This window comes from Nonomuraea solani (genome assembly GCF_900108335.1).
Lineage (GTDB): Bacteria > Actinomycetota > Actinomycetes > Streptosporangiales > Streptosporangiaceae > Nonomuraea > Nonomuraea solani.
The window spans coordinates 477,202-493,306 of the sequence record NZ_FNVT01000005.1; the positions used below are offsets into that span (position 1 = coordinate 477,202).

Below are 16,105 nucleotides of genomic sequence, written 5' to 3' on the forward strand. Positions count from 1 at the left end.
AACTCCCTCGGGTGGGTTCCGTCCCTGTGATCCTAAGTCGTGCCTCCCGAGCCGCGAAGCGCCCCCGGGGCGCGGGTTCTATGGGGCGGTGCGGCTGAAGCGGAAGCCCATCTTGCCGAACTCGGCCTTCCTCGCCGCCGTCGCCAACACCCTGTCGACCTTGCCCGACATGTCGATCACGACGGCCTCGTAGCCGGCCCCCTTGGTACGCCAGACCGCGAGGTGGTCGTCGTCCCACCAGCCGATGAGCCGGTCGCTGCGGAACGGGATCGTGATGGGCGCGGTGTCGTCGCCGGCGGTGGAACGGGCGCACAGCGTGGTGCCCGCCGACGTGCAGTGGGCCAGGAAGCGGGTGCCCGACGGGGAGATGTCGTCGCCCTCCACCCACACCGGCGTCCCGACGTTCGACAGGGTGCGTACGAGCTTGCCGTTCAGGTCGTAGAACTTCATCTTGCCGCCCACCCAGGTGCCGACCGCCCGGCCGCCCGCGTCCCAGAAGAAGCGCCACACCCCCGCGCCCTGCTCCCTGACCGGGAACACGCGGCCCTTGCCGGTGGTCGTGTCGATGATGCCGTAGCCGTACTCGGAGGTGTTGCCCTCCGTGCCGCGGTAGAGGGTGACCAGGCCGTGCTTGCCGTCCGGTGACCAGCGGGGCGTGGTGGGGTAGACGGGCTTGGGGCTCAGCTTGACGACGCGCTTCCTGCCGGTGACGTGGTCGATGATCGACACTGTGGAGTAGTAGTCGGTGCTGTAGTCCACGTCGGTGCCGAGGGCCTGGTTGGTGCCGGGGTCGAGGGCGTACTCGAAATAGCGGGTGTCGGGGGTGAACGTGCCGGTCGCGTGCTTTCTGACGTAGAGGCGTTTGCCGCCGTCGCGCGTGTAGGAGGCGAGCCTGATGGGGTCGCCGTCCTTCTCCTCCAGCTTCACCGACGTGCCGGGGAGCGCGATCGAACGGCTGGTGAGCGTCGGGCTGGGGGTCGGGGTCGGGGTCGGGCTGGGACTCGTCGCCGGGGTGGAGGTCGCGGTGGTCGGTTCGGTGGGGCCGTCGGGGAGGGCGGCCAGGCGGACGGCGACGAAGGCACTGGTGGCGGCGAGGGTGAGCGCGCCCGCGATGCTCGCCGCGACGATCCAGCCGGTGGCCTTCTTCCTGGCCGGCCGGGTGGGCGGGCCCGGGTGGAAGGCTCCGGGACGGATCGGAGGCGGCGGGTACGCGGGCCGCACCGGCCCGGAAGCGGCCGCCGCGCTGCCCTCCTGGAGCAGCCCCAGCGGCTGGGACGCCGCGTCAGGCTGAACTGCTGGCGTGCCGAAGGGCGCCCCCGGCTGGGTTCCAGGGTGGGCGGCGGGCCAGGCGCCGGACGGGGTTCCAGGCCGGCTGCCGGGCTGGGCTCCAGGCCAGGTGCCGGATTGGGTGCCGGGCTGGGTGGCGGGGGCGTGGCCCAGGAGGCGCATGAGGGCCTCGCTGGCCGTCGGGCGCCTGGCGGGGTCCTTGGCCAGGCAGTCCGTGACCAGCGCGCGCAGTGCCGGGTCCTGGATGGACCGGACGTCGGCCTCGGTGTGCATGATGCGATTGACCACCGCGGGCAGGCTGTCCTGCCCGAACGGCGGCTGCCCGGAGGCGGCGAACAGCAGCGTGCACGCCCACGCGAACAGGTCCGCCTGCGGCCCGGGGCTCGATTCGGTGAGCTGCTCGGGGGCCATGAACGAGGGCGTGCCGATCGCGGTGCCGGTCAGCGTCGAGGTGAGGTCGAGCGCCCTGGCGATGCCGAAGTCGATGACCCGGGGGCCGTCGGAGGCCAGCACCACGTTCGACGGCTTGAAGTCGCGGTGCACGATCCCGGCCTGGTGGATGGCGACCAGCGCGGTGATGGTGCCGATGGCCAGCCGGTGCAGGGAGGCGCCTTCGCGGGGGCCCTGGAGGCGTACGACGTTGGTGAGGGTGGGGCCGTCGATGTACTCGCTCACGATGTACGGGCGGCCGGTGAACAGGCCGGTCTCGATGACCTGGGCCGTACAGAACGGCGCCACCCGCCGCGCCATCGCCACCTCGCGGACGAACCGCTCCGACGCCTCGGCGTCGCCCGCCAGGTCGGAGCGCAGCAGCTTGAGCGCCACCTTGGTCCCGTCGGGGCCGGTGGCGAGGTAGACGATCCCCTGTCCTCCCTCGCCCAGCCGACCGGTCAGGCCGTATTCGCCCACCGTCGCGGGATCCCCTGGCCTCAGGGCCGCGAGATCCGGCATTGGCACCCCCATATATGGCGTCTTTCCCGCCATTGTGGTGTGTGCCGCGCCTTCCCGTCACCCGATCATCCCGGTTGGGGCGGACGAGACCGTTCAGGGGACGGCTGAGACCGCTTGGGCGACGGCTCCCGGGACGCGGAGTGGGATGCGGCGGCCGGCTCGCGGGAGGCGTACGAGTTCGGCGCCGAGGTCGCGTGCGAGCCGCTCGTGAAAGCCGTCCTGCCCGTCCGTGGCGATCACGGTGACGGGAACGCCCGGGAACGGCTTCTCAAGGCGGAGCCGGTGCAGGTCGGCCGCCATGTCGCGGCGGGCCAGCCACTCCCCCGCCACCGCCGTGAGCACCTTGCCCATGCGGTAAACGCCGGACGGGTCCGGATGCCCGGCGAGCAGCCGGTGCAGGGCGGGTCCCGTCAGCCGGGCCAGGGCGGTCGCGCCCCACGTACCGCCCAGGGCGGGCAGCCACCGACCGGCGGCCGCGGCGATCGCGAGCGGCCGGCCCACGTCGGCGCCGGCGGGGTCGACCAGCACGAGCCCGGCCAGGCAGAGCGGGTGCAGGCGGGCGAACGCCTCGGCGTGCCAGCAGGCCACACCGTGGGCGACGACGGTGACCTGCTCGGGGTGGGCGGGCGACAGCGCGGCCAGGCGGGCGGCCTCGGCGAACAGGGTGGGCGGGGCGGGCGAGAGAGGGCTGAGCCCGAGACCGGGACGGTCGAACCGGATGACCCGGTGGCGGGCGGCCAGTTCCCCGGCGACCGCGTCCCAGTGAAACCAGGCCCCGGCCTGCCCCGCCGTGATCAGCACGGCTGGACCGGCCCCCTCCTCGACGACGTGCGGCGGCCCGTACCCGGTTGGCGTCACGTGCGGAGGCCCGTACCCGCTCACGGCGGAACCGCCGGCGGTGGGCTGGGGGGCGTCGGCGATGAGGAGGCGGAGTGAGACGTAGACCAGCCACACCGCGATCATCGTCAGTTGCGCGCGTTGCGCGAGCCCGACCCCGTGCCCGGCCACCAGGGCGGACAGGGTGAGGAGGGTGGCGGTCAGGCAGAGCCAGGTGAACAGCCACGACGCCCGCGACCGCCACGCCGTGCTGAGCAGCCCCATGGCGGCCAGTACGGCGGCCGTGGCCAGCGCGCCGGTCAGGGTGTGGACATGGTGCCCGAAGGAGGCCGCCCGCTGCCCGCAGATCGGGTCGCTGAGCGCGGCGCAGTCCAGCGGGAACAGCCCGGCCGCGAAGGTGAGCAGCGCGTACGCGGCCAGCGCCAGCCAGCCCGGCCACTCGCGCGCCACCCTCGGCACCAGCGCCACCCCCAGCGCGCACGCCAGCCCCGACAGCGCGTCGCTGATCCGGAACAGCCGCGTCCACGGCTGGTCGAGGGCGGCCAGTTCGCCGACGTACCCGTCGGTCCTGTCGACCTGCGGCGTGGTGAACTGGCCGGTGATCCACGCGCTCCCCAGCACCGCCGCCACGATGAACGCGCCGGCCGCGAGCACGGACAATCTTCGCTCCACGTGATCATTAGATCACTCTGGGCGATCAACGCCCAGGAGCGCACCGGCCACAGCTTCGAAGCCGCCGGCCAGGTTCAGAGCCCTGGCGCGCCCCAGACCGGGAACCAGCGGCTGAGCTCCGGCTCCAGCGGCAGCTCCCCCTCCAGCACCCCCCTGGCCTCCAGTTCCAGCGCCGTGTCGCGCTTCTGCTCCGCCACGGACGCGAACGGATAGAACGTGCCCCGTTTGTACAGGTAGACCACCGCCAGCCGCCGCCCGTCCTCGCCGGCGAACGACACCAGCGAGCACAGCAGCGACGGCCCGAACCCGGCCCCCTCCAGCGAGGAGTTGACCGCGTGCAGCTCGGTGACGAGGTCGCTGAGGGCGTCGGGCGAGCGGCGTACGAGCAGCCAGGTGTAGCCGTAGTCGTCATCGGACTCCTCGACGCGGTCGCCGAGCAGCGCCTTGACGTCGCGTTCGAGCGTGGCGAAGGCCCCGCCCTCGGCGGCGCGGAACGACACGGAGCCGAGGCCCGTGGGCGTGAGCCCGGTCGCGGCCTGCAGCGTCACGGCCGCCGACGGCAGCGCGAACAGCGCGTCGAGGTTCGGCTTGACCGGCTTCGACCGGCCGAGCAGCGCGTCGAGCCAGCCCATGAGCGTTCAGCCCCTTCCGAGTTGCCGGGAGATGTTCGCCAGTTCTTCCAGCCGCCGCTCCAGCGGCGGGTGCGTCGAGAAGAGGTTCGCCAGCGTCTCGCCCCTGGCCAGCGCCGGGGCGAAGTAGAAGGCGTTGAACGGCTCCGCCTCGCGCAGGTCGCGGGTCGGGATCCTGGCCATGTCGCCGCTCACCTTGGTCAGCGCGCTGGCCAGGGCGGACGGGCGCTGGGTGAGCAGCGCGCCGGCGCGGTCGGCGGCCAGCTCACGGTAGCGCGACAGGGCGCGGGTGAGCAGGAAGCTGACGGCGTACACGACGACGGAGACGAGCAGGATGATCAGCCCGATGGGCAGCCCGCCCTGGCCGTTGCCGTTGCGGCGGCCCCCGAGGCCCGCGTAGAGCGCGAACCTGGTCATCAGCCCCGCCACGATGCCGAGGAACGAGGCGATCGTCATGACGGCGACGTCGCGGTGCGCGACGTGCGACAGCTCGTGCGCGAGCACGCCTTCGAGCTCCTGTGGCTCCAGGCGGCGCAGGAGGCCCGTGGTCACGCAGACGACGGACTTCTTCTGGTTACGGCCGGTGGCGAACGCGTTGGGGACGTCGGAATCCGCGATCGCCACCCGCGGTTTGGGCATGTCGGCCATGGCGCACAGCCGGTCGATCAGGCCGTGCAGCTCAGGGGCCTCCTGTGGAGAGACCTCTCGCCCGTGCATCGCGAACAGGGCGATGCGGTCGGACAGGAAATACTGCACCAGCAGCAGGCCTCCGGCCAGCACCAGCACCGTCAGCCCCCGTACGCCCACGGCGATCAGGACGCCGACGAAGGCGACGTAGAGCAGGCCGAGCAGGAACATCGTCACGACCATGCGGGCGGTCAGGCCGCGGTCGGACGCGAACCTCGTGCTCACGGGCTCAGCCCGGGATGAGGCCTTGGTCGCCCAGCATCTCCCGGACCTCCTCGATCGAGGCGTCCGCGGGGGGAAGGATCAGCTCTGACGACTCAAGACTGTCGTCGGGGAGCGCCTTGCCCACGTGGCGCACCTTGTCCAGCAGCGCGTGCAGCTTCACGCGGAAGGCCGTCTCGTCGCCGACCTCGATGGCCGCCTCGAGCTCGCCGTCGAGCTCGTTGAGCACCGAGATGTCGTCGGCGGAGATCTCCACCTGGCCCTCGCCCATGATCCTGACGATCATGCGCCCTCCCCAGGCTGACGCAGCTGCTGGGTGCCGCCCTGCTGCTGCGGTTGCGCCTGCGGCTGGGGCTGCTGCTGCGGCTGGCCCTGCTCGATCGCGCTCTTCGGCGCCGGGCCCTGGCCCAGCTCGGACTTCATCCGGGCCAGCTCCAGCTCGACGTCCATGCCGCCGCCCATGCGGTCGAGCTCGGCCTGGATGTCGTCGCCACGGGTGCCGCTGTAGTCGTCGAGCGCGCCGCTGGCCAGCAACTCGTCGATGGCGCCGGCACGGGCCTGCATCTGCGCCGTCTTGTCCTCGGCGCGCTGGATCGCCAGGCCGACGTCGCCCATCTCCTCGGAGATGCCGCTGAACGCCTCGTTGATGCGCGTCTGCGCCTCGGCCGCGGTGTAGGTCGCCTTGATCGTCTCCTTCTTCGTGCGGAAGGAGTCGACCTTGGCCTGCAGCCGCTGGGAAGCCGTGGTCAGCTTCTCCTCCTCGGCCTGCAGGTTGTCGTGCTGGACCTTGAGGTCGGCCATCTGCGTCTGCAGATTGGACCGCCGCTGCAGCGCCTCGCGGGCCAGGTCCTCGCGCCCGACGGACAGCGCCTTACGGCCCTGGTCCTCGTAGCGCGTGGCCTGCTTCTCGAGGCCGGTGATCTGCAGCTCTACCCTCTTACGCGAGGTCGCGACGTCCGCCACGCCCCTGCGCACCTTCTGCAGCAGCTCAAGCTGCCGCTGGTAGGAGTAGTCAAGGGTCTCGCGCGGATCCTCCATCTTGTCCAAAGCCTTGTTGGCCTTGGACTTGAAGATCATCGAAAGTCTCTTCATCACGCTCATGCGCGTCGGCCGTCCCCTTCTAGGTCGTGCTGGTGTTCACCCAATGCAGCGCAGCCGCCTTGGGATTACCCTACGCATAACGCACGGGGGCGTCACTAAGTTGCAGTCCAGGTAGGGTTGACGCGTGTTGCGACGCCGTTCCCAGACCTCCGTGGACGACACCCCCGTCCCCGTTGACGATCCTAAGCCCCAGGGTAAAGGTCGTCCCACACCCAAGCGCCGGGATGCCGAAGGCAGACGGCGCCAGTTGGTCTCCGCTCCGAAGGACCGGAAAGAGGCCTACCGGCAGATGCGGGCCAAGCAGGCCGCCGAGCGAGATAAGGCCCGCAGGGGCATGCTCGCAGGTGACGAGCGGTATTTTCCCGTTCGTGACAAGGGCCCAGCGCGCAAGTTCGCGCGTGACTGGGTCGACTCGCGGCGGTTGCCGAGCCAGTATTTCCTGCCGTTCTCGCTACTGATCCTGCTGGCGACGTGGGTCCCGTGGCCCCCGTCGATCCGCGCCCAGGTGCTCAACCTGGTCATCGCGGTCGGCTGGCCGATCATGATGATCGGCGTGCTCTTCACCTCCATCTACGTGTCGTGGAAGGTGAAGCGGCTGGTGGCGGAGAAGATGCCCGACGAGAGCGTCAAGGGTGTGGGCTTCTACGCCGCCATGCGGGCCCTGCAGATCCGCAAGCTGCGCTTCCCGCCGCCCTCGGTGCTGCCGGGCGGCAAGCCGGTGCCGGCCAAGAAGTAGCGTCCGCGCTACGTCCGCCCTGGTCCGCTCACTGCCAGCGCAGCACGCCTCGCTCGACCGCGGGCCGCTGACCGTGGAACTCTCCGCCCTGTTCCAGGGCGTCGGCCACGGCCCGCATCAGCGCGTAGTAGGACGACAGGCCGGAGTCCCGTCCGGCCGAGTCGACGGCCGCGTACTCCGTGCTGCCGCCGTGCCGCAGGAACGGGATCTTCCGGCCGTTCCAGTCTTCGGCCGGCGGTTGCGTACGGTCCGGCCGGCACAGTCGCCGCCAGGCGTCCCTGATCTCGCGGATGCCGAGGTTGACCGCGCCGCCGGGCCCGGTGCCGAGCCCGGTGCCGGGCCCGGTGCCGAACCCGAAGCCCGCCGCGCCGCGTGAGCCGTTGTGGCGCAGCAGCGAGGCGCGCAGGTCGTCGGGGAAGTCCACGCCCATCTGGGCCTCGGCGATCGCGATCGTGCGCGCCTTGCCGGGCGGTCGAAGCGTCCGGTACGTCAGCGGCGCGTTCGCCTTCAGCCACCGCTCGACCCGCCGCCACTGCCGGTCCACGGCCCGCCTGACCTGGGGGTCGATCGGCCGCACGGTGACGGGGCGCGGCGAGGGCGAGCAGTTGATCACGGCTGTCCGCGGTGTGGGCGTGTGCGTGGGCCGGTCCTGTGCGGTGACCGCCTGCCTGCGCGCCTCGGTGGCCCGATCGGTGCCCGGTTTCTCCGCCCCGAGGGGCACCAGCGCGGCCGCGGCCGTGAGCACGACCGCCGCGACGACCACCCACACCCATCGCCTGAGCGTGCCCGTGCGCATGCGGCGGGCCGGCTCCCCCGCCGGGGGCGCGGGCCGCTTCCCTGGCATGCGGGCGCGGCGGCGCAGCCGTACCACGATCGCGGTCGCGATGGCCGCCGTCAGCGCCAGCCGTAGGAGCTTCAGCACGTCGCGCACCCTATCCCGAAACGAAACACCCCATGCGCCGGGATTAAAGTCGGATGCATGGAATTCCGACACCTCGGTCGCAGCGGTCTCATGGTCAGCGAGATCAGCTATGGAAACTGGATCACCCACGGCTCCCAGGTCGAGGAGGACGCCGCCAAGCAGTGCGTGCAGGCGGCTCTCGACGAGGGCATCACCACCTTCGACACCGCGGACGTCTATGCGGGGACCAAGGCGGAGGAGGTGCTCGGCCGGGCGCTGAAGGGCGTACGCAGGGAGTCGCTGGAGATCTTCACGAAGGTCTACTGGCCGACCGGCCCCGGCCAGAACGACCGCGGCCTTTCGCGCAAGCACATCACCGAGTCGATCAACGGCTCGCTGCGCCGTCTGCAGACGGACTACGTGGACCTGTACCAGGCGCACCGATTCGACGTGGAGACGCCGCTCGAAGAGACGCTCAAGACCTTCGACGACCTCGTACGCCAGGGCAAGGTGCTCTACATCGGCGTCAGCGAGTGGACCGCCGACCAGATCGCGCGGGCCCTGAAGATCGCCGACGAGATGGGCTTCGACCGGATCGTGTCGAGCCAGCCCCAGTACTCGATGTTGTGGCGCGTCATCGAGGCCGAGGTCGTGCCACTCAGCGAGCGCGAGGGCATCGGCCAGATCGTGTGGTCCCCGATCGCTCAGGGGGTGCTCACGGGCAAGTACGTGCCCGGCCAGCAGCCGCCGGACGGCTCGCGGGCGACCGACAAGAGCGGCAGCGCCATGATCGCGCGGTTCATGAACGACGACGTGCTGACCCGCGTTCAGGAGCTCAAGCCGATCGCCGCCGACCTGGGGCTGAGCATGGCCCAGCTGGCGATCGCGTGGGTGCTGCAGAACCCGAACGTCTCCAGCGCCATCGTCGGCGCCACCCGGCCCGAGCAGGTGCGCGACAACGTCAAGGCGGCCGGGGTCAAGCTCGACGCCGAGGTACTGAAGAAGATCGACGACGTGCTCGGCCCGATCGTGGAGCGCGACCCGGCCAAGACGCAGAGCCCGCCCAGCCGTCCCTGACATCGAAAACCCCTTGAGCCCTTTCGCGGCTCAAGGGGTTTTTCATTCGGCCAGGCTCACTCCGGACGCAATGACAACCCCGTGTATTCAACGCGGTCCTCGTCGAGCAGCGCCACTTGTTCGACGCCGGATTCGACCAGGTCACGCCAGTTCTCGCCAAGCCAGGACTCCGCGTCCGCCTGACTCGGAAAAACCTCTCGCGGCAAAGGGCGATCCGTCACCTCACCACCGTTTGCGTTTTCAAAACGCCACCGCCATGTCATGCCATACGCTCCTTCTCCGCGGGTTCGCCGGCGCACCCTCCGCAGGCACTGGAACCTTACTCCCGAGCTCGCGGGTCGATGGATGTCACGCGCATATCGTGTTGCCCCCGGACGGGCTCGCCTCACCGTCTCTGTACGCTCGGCGCGGTGAAAGTCCTTCTCACCGGTACGGCGGGCGGCACCGGCTGGCCGGAGCCCGGCTGCCGGTGCGCTTCCTGCGCCGCCCTCCCCGCCGGCCACCGCCGCCCCTTCGACCTGGTCGTGGACGGCGCCGTACGCTTCCCCTTCACCGGCCCCCTGCCGACCGGCTACCGCCCCCACGCCGACGGCCTGGGCCTGACGGGCCCCGACGGATCCAGCCTCCTCTGCCTCCCACCGGGACGGCCGGCACTCCAGAACGGAATCCCCTGCCTCCCAACGGGGCAGCCGCCGCCCCAGGACGAAACCCTCCGCCTCCCGCCCGGGCAACCGGTACCCCAGGACGGAACCCTCCGCCTCCCAGCGGGGCAGCCAGTACCCCAAGACGGGCCCGCCGGATACGGCCTGGTCCTGATCGACCTGCTCGACCGGCCGGAACGCCTCGGAGAGCTGCGGCGGGCGGGGCTTGTGGACAGCTCCACCCAGGTGGTGGCCATCGGGCTGGATCACCGGGTCCGCTCGGAGGAGGAGCTGGCCAGGCGGCTGCGGCTGTGGGGGGCGCGTGCCGTCCCTGACGGCACCGAACTGGAGACCACCATCGGAGCGACCGCCTCCAGGAAGGCCACCCCCAGAGAGACGACCTCCGGAGAAGCCGCATCCCGAGAGACCGCCCCCGGCGAGACCACCTCCCGAGTGGCCACCTCCGGAGTGGCCGCGGGCGTGCCGCCTCGGCGGGCTCTACTGCTGGGCGGCTCCCGGTCGGGGAAGTCGGCCGAGGCCGAGCTGTGGCTGGCGACGGAGCCCCACGTCACGTACGTCGCCACCGGCCCGGACGGCGCGGGCGACGGCGAGTGGGCGGCCCGGGTACGCGCGCACCGTGACCGGCGCCCCGCGCACTGGGCCACCGCCGAGACCACCGACCTGGTCACGGCGATCCGCTCGGCGACCGCGCCGCTGCTGATCGACGGCCTGGGCACCTGGCTGGCGGCGGTGTTCGATCAAGAGGGGGCCTGGGAGGGCGACCGGGCCCCGGTCGAGGCCCGCTGCGACGAGCTGGTAGCGGCCTGGCGGCAGGCACCCGAGCGGATCGTGGCGGTATCGGACGAGGTGGGCCTGGGCGTGGTGCCCGCCACGGCCAGCGGACGAGCCTTCAGAGACGCCCTGGGGCGTCTCAACGCGCGCCTGGCCGCCGAGTCGGAGTACGTGGCCCTGGTGGTCGCGGGACGCCCGCTAGAGCTCTGAGCGGCCCACCTGACGCCTTCAGGGAGGCGGCGCACGTGACGCCTCCAGGGAACAGGCGCGCGATGACCCGGGGCCCAGAAACGGACGGCCCACGTCCCGTGATCATGGGCGGACAGCCCCGACACTCCGGATCAGGACTAGACGCCCCGCCGGGCTCAAAGACGGAGAGCCTTGGCCTACCAGCGGGATCAGGGCCGGACAGCCCCGCCATACCAACGGTATCGGCGCCTGACGGCCCTGCCAGCCACAGGAACGGACGACCCCGCCGAACCAGCAAACTCGGCGCCTGACGACCCCGCCGGCCCCAGGAACGGACGGCTTCGCCGTACCAGCAAGCTCGGCGCCTGACGATCCCACCACCCCCAGGAACAGACGACCCCGCCGTACCAGCGGAATCAGGGACGAACGGCCCCTTCCACCCCCAAACCTAGGGGCGGACGGCTCTGGCGTACCAGCGGCCGTCGAGGCGGTCCACGTGCAGCGGGCGGCCGAAGCAGTCGGAGAGGTTGGCCGGAGTCAGGACCTCTGACACCGGGCCGGCGGCCAGCACGCGGGCGTCACGCATGAGCATGGCGTGCGTGGTCGTCGCCGGGACCTCCTCCAGGTGGTGGGTGACCGTCACCGTGGTGAGGACCGGCCTGGTCGTGGCCAGGCCCTCGACGGCGGCGATGAGGTCTTCGCGGGCGGGCAGGTCGAGGCCCGCGAACGGCTCGTCGAGCAGCAGCACCGCCGGGTCCCCCATGAGCGCCCTGGCCACCCTGATCCTGGCCCGCTCCCCTTGCGAGCAGACGCGGAACGGCCGGTCCACCAGGTCCTTGCAACCCAGGTCGGCCAGGAGCCGGTTGGCGCGGTCACGCTCGATGTCGCCGTACCTGTCCCAGAGCGGGGCGCTCGTGCCGGTGTGCCCGGTGAGGACCACTGTCTGCGCGGTCGCGCCCTCCTCCTCCAGCAGTTCCTCGTCGATCAGCCCCTGGCTGACCGCGACGAGGCCGATGTGGCGGCGCAGCTCCCGAACGTCGACCCGGCCGAGCCGGTGGCCGAGCACCTTGACCGTGCCCTCGGTGGGATGCCGTACGGCGCCGGCCAGCGAGAGCAGCGTCGTCTTGCCCGCGCCGTTGGGGCCGAGGATCGCCCAGTGGTCGCCGTAGTCCACCTGCCAATCGACGCCGTCGAGCAGCGATTTCCCGACAACTCGGACACCAACGCCTTCCAGTTCAACCACGTGCATCCCGCCACACTAGTGGGACCTAGGATCGTCCGTTATGCGTCTGGTGCACGGGCTGCGGTTCGCCGTGGGCACGCTCAGCATCTTTCCCGTACGCGTGGAACGGGTGGATCGGGAGATCGCGGGCCAGGCGATGGCACTGGCCCCGGCGGTCGGGCTGGCGCTCGGCCTGGTCGCCGGACTCCCGTCGCTGCTCCCCCTGCCACCGCTCCTGGGGGCGGCACTGGCACTCGGCCTGCTGGCCCTGCTCACACGGGGACTGCACCTCGACGGACTCGCCGACCTCGCGGACGGCCTGGGAAGCGGCAAACCGGCCCCGCAAGCGCTCGACATCATGAAAAAGTCCGACATAGGACCGTTCGGCGTCATCACCCTGGTCTTCACGCTGCTCATCCAGACGACCGCACTGGCATCCGCCGGGTACGCCGCCCTGGTGACGGCCTGCGTGGCCGGCCGCCTGACCCTGACATGGGCCTGCCGGTCAGGCGTACCCGCCGCACGCCCCGACGGCCTCGGCGCGATGGTCGCAGGCACGGTACGCCGCTCCACCGCCTGGCTCGTCACCCTGACCGCCCTCCTGGCCACCGCCGCCCTCGGCCTACTCCCCACCCCGGCAACGACCCTCCTCAAGGGCACCGGGCCGACCGGGCTGGAACTCTCCGCAGGGGCCGGCCCGAGCGGACATGCGCTCCCCGCAAGAGCCGTGCCAAGCGGCCTGGGAATCCCCGCAGAGACCGGACCGGACTGGCCGAGACTCCCCGCCGAGACCAGGCCAGACTGGCCGAGACTTCCCGCTGAGACCCGGCCGAGCGGCCATGAGCTCCCCACGAACGCCGCACCGAGCGGGCTCGAACTCGCCTCAGGGACCGGCCCAGCTGGGCTTGGGCTCCCCTCAAGAGCCGGGCCAGGCGAACCCGGGCTCCACACGGAGGCCGAACCGGAAGGGCCTGGGCTCCGTGGGAAAGCCGAACCAGGCGGACCCGAGCTCCCCGCAGATGCCAGGCCAAGCAGGCTGAAACTCTCCGCAGCGGCCGGACCAAACGGGTTTGGGCTCCCTGGAGAAGCCGAACCAGGAGGACCTGAGCTCCCCGAGAACGCCAGGCCAGGCAGGCTGAAACTCCCCGCAGCGGCCGAACCAAACGGGCATGGGCTCTCCGCGAAAGCCGCGCCGGGCGGCCTGGGACTGCCCGCGGAGGCCAAGCCGAACTGGCTGAGACTCCCTGCAGAGGCCGGGCCGACCGGCTTGGGGGTCCCAGGGGTGGTCGCGGCGCCGGTCGCGCTGCTCGCCGGGCTCGCCGCCGCCCTGCTGCTGCTCCGGCACGCCAGGCGCCGCCTCGGCGGGATCACCGGTGACGTCCTGGGCGCCCTCGTGGAGACCGCCACGGCCACGACGCTGGTCGCGACGGTCATCCTCTTCTGACGGCCCAGGCTTCTGACGGCCCAGGCTCTGAGATGGCCAGGCCCTGGAGCGGACCAGGTTCCGAAACGGGCCAGGTTCCGAAACGGCTCAGACTCCAAGAGGGCCGGATTCCGCGCCGGGTCAGGCTCAAAGACGGCTCAGGCCCAGAGAGACCTCAGCCACCGAGACAGACCACGCTTCGAGTCAGGCCAGACTCGAAGGCGGGGCGGCTCTAAGACGGTTCTGGTTCTGGGACGGGTGGGGTGGCCGGTTGTGGGCGGCGTAGTGGGGAGAAGCGGAGGAGGGCCGCGCCGGCCACGGCCAGCAGAACCCAGCCCACCAGGCCGGTGATCCCGATCAGGACCTCGTTCGGAGGTGCGGCGGCGTTGCCGAGGAGCAGGGCGGGCGGGGCGACGGCGTTGAGGGAGCCGTGCGCCACCACCGCGGGCCACACGCTGCCGGTACGCAGCCGCAGCCACCCCAGCAGCACCCCGAACAGCATGCAGAAGCCGATGAAGTAGAGCGCCGCCCACGACCCCAGACTCGGGTAGTTGTAGCCGAGCAGGGTGAGCGGGGCGTGCCAGAGGCCCCAGATCGCGCCGGACATCAGCAGCGCGGCGACCGTACCGTTCGTGGAAAGGAGCCGGGGCAGCAGCCAGCCGCGCCAGCCCCACTCCTCCCCCAGCACCGGGATCGCGTTCAGCACGGGCCCTGCCACGAGTGCCACCACGATCTGCAGGATCGCCACCGTGCCCAGGTCGGCTGGTACGGCCATGCCCCGGGCCTCCAGCGCCGCCCTGAGCAGGCTGAACCGGTCGAGATCCAGTGAGACCAGCCCGACGGCGGCGCTGAGCCCCACGGCCAGGAACACCAGCAGTGGCACGCCGAGCCACGCGGCCAGCACGAGCGCCCCCGTGCGCTTCTTGCGCTCGCCGAGCGTCAGGCCGGTCAGCGCGGCCCACTCGCGGAACGGCGCGCGCGAGACGGCCCACACGCCCAGCACGCCCACCGCCGGCGTGAACATCATCAGCGTGGCCAGCCCGGTCATGAGCGGCGAGGCGAGCCCGCCGTCGAGCCAGAGGGGCAGCGCCGCCGCCCATGACAGCCCGAAGGCCAGGACGATGAAGATGAGCAGAGGTCTTTTCATGTATTAACACGCTCCGCGATGAGGGCGTTGATGAGGGATGCGCCGCGCTCGGCGTCGTCGACGCTGATCGCCAGCCGACCGCCGGAACGGTAGCGGAGGACCAGGCATTCGCCACCACGCAGCATGATGGTGGCGCTTCCCGGCACTCCGCGAAAGCCCCAGCCGCCCACATCTCCCGGCAGGCGCTCCTCGGCCCAGGCGGAGTCGATCACGGACAGCCGGATCCGGCGCGCCGGCAGGCGGAGCGGGCCGAGCCCGATCCTGACCGTGTCGCCCCCGGCCCCGACGGTGACGGACGTGGTCACGAGCGTGAGCAGGAACACGAGAGCGATGGGCGGCAGGGTCGCGCCGACGGCGCTTCGCGGCAGGGTGCCGAGGAGGGTCAGCGTGCCCACCACGGCGATGACGGCGAGCGAGACGAGCCCGACCAGGGTGAGCCAGCGGTTGGTGGCCCGGCCGACCCAGACCGTCCGCCGGCCGGGCGTGAGCCGGAGACGGGGCGGTGCCTGGCCCTCGAGGATGGGCGGTACATGACCCTCAGGGGCGAGTGGTGTGCGGCCTTCGGGCGCGCGTGGTGCGTGGCCCTCAGAGGCCAGTGGTGTGCGGCCCTCGGAGGTGAGCCGTGCGTGGCCCTCAGAGGCCAGTGGTGCGTGGCCTTCGGAGGCCGGTGGTGTGCGGCCCTCGGAGGTGAGCCGTGCGTGGCCCCCGGAAGCGGGCGGGGCGTGGCCCTCCCAGGCGGACTGCGCGTGGTCCTCGGGAGTGCGCCGCGCGTGGCGTTCGGAGGTGCGTGGGCCAAGGGTGCCTCTGCTCGCATAGCCGGCGAGGAGGGCGGCCGCGAGGATCACGGGGAGGTTCCAGGCCGGCAGTGAGGCCGCCCGCCAGCCGGAGGCGTCGAGGTTGGCCGCCAGTGTCGAGGTGTTGGCGGCGAGCAGGAGCACGCCCGTGCCGAAGAGCGCGCTCCACGAGATCGCCCGGCGGGCGCGCCCGCGCAGGCCGGCCGCCAGCAGGACCGCGCACAGCACGGCCCAGGTGAGCGTGATCGTGACCACGTGGGCGGCGAACGTGCTGGAGCCGTTGGGCGCCCCGCCGAGCCCCCAGTGCGTGGCCATGGGATCGGGCAGGTGGTCGCGTACGGCGAAGGAGGTCAGCAGCAGCGCGGCGGTCACGGCCAGGCCCCACGCGGCGGCGATGACACGGGGTCTCACGTCAGTTCCTCCAGGATCGTGATGAGGTCCGCACGGCTGTAGCCGTATTTCGCGGCCTCCTCGAGCAGCTCGCGCGCCCGCTGCGTGAGCAGGGCGCGCCCGTCGGCGCGGCCCGCCACGCTGACGCCGCGGCCTCGCCGGAACTCCAGCAGGCCCTCGTCCCGCAGCTCGCGCAGGGCGCGCAGGACGGTGTTGGCGTTGATGCCCAGCGCGCCGGCGAGGTCGCGGGCCGGCGGCAGGCGGTCGCCCGGCCGGTAGGAGCCCTCGCCGATGGCGCGGCGAATGGCGCCCGCGACCTGCTCGTGCAGGGGCCGGGCGTCATTGAGGTCGAGGGTCAGCAACATGGTGCCAATGATGGTAGCACCATCGCGCAGGATTCCGGGACC

Annotated in this window: 16 protein-coding genes; 4 read left to right on the forward strand and 12 right to left on the reverse strand. The window is 71.7% G+C overall.

The features are described from left to right. Nucleotides 1–78: 78 nt before the first annotated feature. The 6 genes from C4V41_RS21895 to C4V41_RS21920 form a co-directional block, all read right to left on the reverse strand. Nucleotides 79–2,238, reverse strand: coding sequence for a serine/threonine protein kinase (locus tag C4V41_RS21895; protein WP_160150354.1), 2,160 nt, complete (start codon nucleotides 2,236–2,238; stop codon nucleotides 79–81). Nucleotides 2,239–2,331: 93 nt separating this feature from the next. Next, entirely contained in the window at nucleotides 2,332–3,747 is a 1,416-nt protein-coding gene (locus tag C4V41_RS21900) for an alpha/beta fold hydrolase (RefSeq protein WP_103957747.1), read from the reverse strand. A 74-nt stretch (nucleotides 3,748–3,821) separates the two neighbouring features. Beyond that, the gene (gene pspAB, locus C4V41_RS21905; protein ID WP_103957748.1) at nucleotides 3,822–4,379 is read right to left on the reverse strand and encodes a PspA-associated protein PspAB; all 558 of its coding nucleotides are present in this window, start codon (nucleotides 4,377–4,379) and stop codon (nucleotides 3,822–3,824) included. A 6-nt stretch (nucleotides 4,380–4,385) separates the two neighbouring features. Beyond that, nucleotides 4,386–5,288, reverse strand: a complete 903-nt coding sequence (gene htpX / locus C4V41_RS21910) for a zinc metalloprotease HtpX (RefSeq protein WP_103957749.1) — start codon at nucleotides 5,286–5,288, stop codon at nucleotides 4,386–4,388. A 4-nt stretch (nucleotides 5,289–5,292) separates the two neighbouring features. Then, nucleotides 5,293–5,571: a PspA-associated protein PspAA gene (gene pspAA / locus C4V41_RS21915; protein WP_103957750.1), complete on the reverse strand. Its 279-nt coding sequence runs from the start codon at nucleotides 5,569–5,571 to the stop codon at nucleotides 5,293–5,295. Next, nucleotides 5,568–6,386: a PspA/IM30 family protein gene (locus C4V41_RS21920; protein ID WP_103957751.1), complete on the reverse strand. Its 819-nt coding sequence runs from the start codon at nucleotides 6,384–6,386 to the stop codon at nucleotides 5,568–5,570. The genes pspAA and C4V41_RS21920 overlap by 4 nt, the downstream gene beginning before the upstream one ends. A 151-nt stretch (nucleotides 6,387–6,537) precedes the next feature. On the opposite strand from C4V41_RS21920, the gene C4V41_RS21925 reads away from it, so the two are divergent. Further along, entirely contained in the window at nucleotides 6,538–7,122 is a 585-nt protein-coding gene (locus tag C4V41_RS21925) for a DUF3043 domain-containing protein (protein WP_268808640.1), read from the forward strand. A 28-nt stretch (nucleotides 7,123–7,150) separates the two neighbouring features. On the opposite strand, the gene C4V41_RS21930 is transcribed toward C4V41_RS21925, so the two are convergent. After that, nucleotides 7,151–8,044 (reverse strand): SMI1/KNR4 family protein, encoded by an 894-nt coding sequence (locus C4V41_RS21930; protein WP_146103733.1) that lies wholly within the window; start codon nucleotides 8,042–8,044, stop codon nucleotides 7,151–7,153. 57 nt (nucleotides 8,045–8,101) lie between these two features. Here C4V41_RS21930 and C4V41_RS21935 point away from each other — a divergent pair, with 57 nt between their 5' ends. Next, nucleotides 8,102–9,100 carry an aldo/keto reductase family protein gene (locus C4V41_RS21935; protein ID WP_103957754.1) on the forward strand — a complete coding sequence of 333 codons (999 nt, stop codon included), beginning with the start codon at nucleotides 8,102–8,104 and terminating at the stop codon, nucleotides 9,098–9,100. A 56-nt stretch (nucleotides 9,101–9,156) separates the two neighbouring features. On the opposite strand, the gene C4V41_RS21940 is transcribed toward C4V41_RS21935, so the two are convergent. Then, on the reverse strand, nucleotides 9,157–9,363 hold the full coding sequence (locus tag C4V41_RS21940) for a hypothetical protein (RefSeq protein ID WP_103957755.1): 207 nt from the start codon (nucleotides 9,361–9,363) through the stop codon (nucleotides 9,157–9,159). A gap of 147 nt (nucleotides 9,364–9,510) precedes the next feature. On the opposite strand from C4V41_RS21940, the gene C4V41_RS21945 reads away from it, so the two are divergent. Beyond that, nucleotides 9,511–10,743, forward strand: a complete 1,233-nt coding sequence (locus tag C4V41_RS21945) for a bifunctional adenosylcobinamide kinase/adenosylcobinamide-phosphate guanylyltransferase (RefSeq protein WP_103957756.1) — start codon at nucleotides 9,511–9,513, stop codon at nucleotides 10,741–10,743. A 427-nt stretch (nucleotides 10,744–11,170) separates the two neighbouring features. On the opposite strand, the gene C4V41_RS21950 is transcribed toward C4V41_RS21945, so the two are convergent. After that, nucleotides 11,171–11,971 (reverse strand): ABC transporter ATP-binding protein, encoded by an 801-nt coding sequence (locus tag C4V41_RS21950; RefSeq protein ID WP_103957757.1) that lies wholly within the window; start codon nucleotides 11,969–11,971, stop codon nucleotides 11,171–11,173. 34 nt (nucleotides 11,972–12,005) lie between these two features. Here C4V41_RS21950 and C4V41_RS65880 point away from each other — a divergent pair, with 34 nt between their 5' ends. After that, nucleotides 12,006–13,388 carry an adenosylcobinamide-GDP ribazoletransferase gene (locus C4V41_RS65880; RefSeq protein ID WP_160150355.1) on the forward strand — a complete coding sequence of 461 codons (1,383 nt, stop codon included), beginning with the start codon at nucleotides 12,006–12,008 and terminating at the stop codon, nucleotides 13,386–13,388. A gap of 211 nt (nucleotides 13,389–13,599) precedes the next feature. On the opposite strand, the gene C4V41_RS21965 is transcribed toward C4V41_RS65880, so the two are convergent. Genes C4V41_RS21965 through C4V41_RS21975 form a run of 3 tightly spaced genes read right to left on the reverse strand, consistent with a single transcriptional unit; the run spans nucleotide 13,600 to nucleotide 16,063 of the window. Next, nucleotides 13,600–14,514 carry a CPBP family intramembrane glutamic endopeptidase gene (locus C4V41_RS21965; protein WP_103957758.1) on the reverse strand — a complete coding sequence of 305 codons (915 nt, stop codon included), beginning with the start codon at nucleotides 14,512–14,514 and terminating at the stop codon, nucleotides 13,600–13,602. Continuing rightward, nucleotides 14,511–15,719, reverse strand: a complete 1,209-nt coding sequence (locus C4V41_RS21970; protein ID WP_103957759.1) for an SdpI family protein — start codon at nucleotides 15,717–15,719, stop codon at nucleotides 14,511–14,513. The genes C4V41_RS21965 and C4V41_RS21970 overlap by 4 nt, the downstream gene beginning before the upstream one ends. Then, the gene (locus tag C4V41_RS21975; RefSeq protein WP_103957760.1) at nucleotides 15,716–16,063 is read right to left on the reverse strand and encodes a GntR family transcriptional regulator; all 348 of its coding nucleotides are present in this window, start codon (nucleotides 16,061–16,063) and stop codon (nucleotides 15,716–15,718) included. The genes C4V41_RS21970 and C4V41_RS21975 overlap by 4 nt, the downstream gene beginning before the upstream one ends. Between the last annotated feature and the right edge of the window lie 42 nt (nucleotides 16,064–16,105).

Excerpts from the sequence above, each read along its gene's own strand:
- C4V41_RS21965 (WP_103957758.1), bottom strand. The coding sequence starts at position 14,514 with ATGAAAAGACCTCTGCTCATCTTCATCGTCCTGGCCTTCGGGCTGTCA.
- C4V41_RS65880 (WP_160150355.1), top strand. The coding sequence starts at position 12,006 with ATGCGTCTGGTGCACGGGCTGCGGTTCGCCGTGGGCACGCTCAGCATC.
- C4V41_RS21895 (WP_160150354.1), bottom strand. The coding sequence starts at position 2,238 with ATGCCGGATCTCGCGGCCCTGAGGCCAGGGGATCCCGCGACGGTGGGC.
- pspAB (WP_103957748.1), bottom strand. The coding sequence starts at position 4,379 with ATGGGCTGGCTCGACGCGCTGCTCGGCCGGTCGAAGCCGGTCAAGCCG.
- pspAA (WP_103957750.1), bottom strand. The coding sequence starts at position 5,571 with ATGATCGTCAGGATCATGGGCGAGGGCCAGGTGGAGATCTCCGCCGAC.
- C4V41_RS21950 (WP_103957757.1), bottom strand. The coding sequence starts at position 11,971 with ATGCACGTGGTTGAACTGGAAGGCGTTGGTGTCCGAGTTGTCGGGAAA.
- C4V41_RS21975 (WP_103957760.1), bottom strand. The coding sequence starts at position 16,063 with ATGTTGCTGACCCTCGACCTCAATGACGCCCGGCCCCTGCACGAGCAG.
- C4V41_RS21940 (WP_103957755.1), bottom strand. The coding sequence starts at position 9,363 with ATGACATGGCGGTGGCGTTTTGAAAACGCAAACGGTGGTGAGGTGACG.
- C4V41_RS21920 (WP_103957751.1), bottom strand. The coding sequence starts at position 6,386 with ATGAGCGTGATGAAGAGACTTTCGATGATCTTCAAGTCCAAGGCCAAC.
- C4V41_RS21935 (WP_103957754.1), top strand. The coding sequence starts at position 8,102 with ATGGAATTCCGACACCTCGGTCGCAGCGGTCTCATGGTCAGCGAGATC.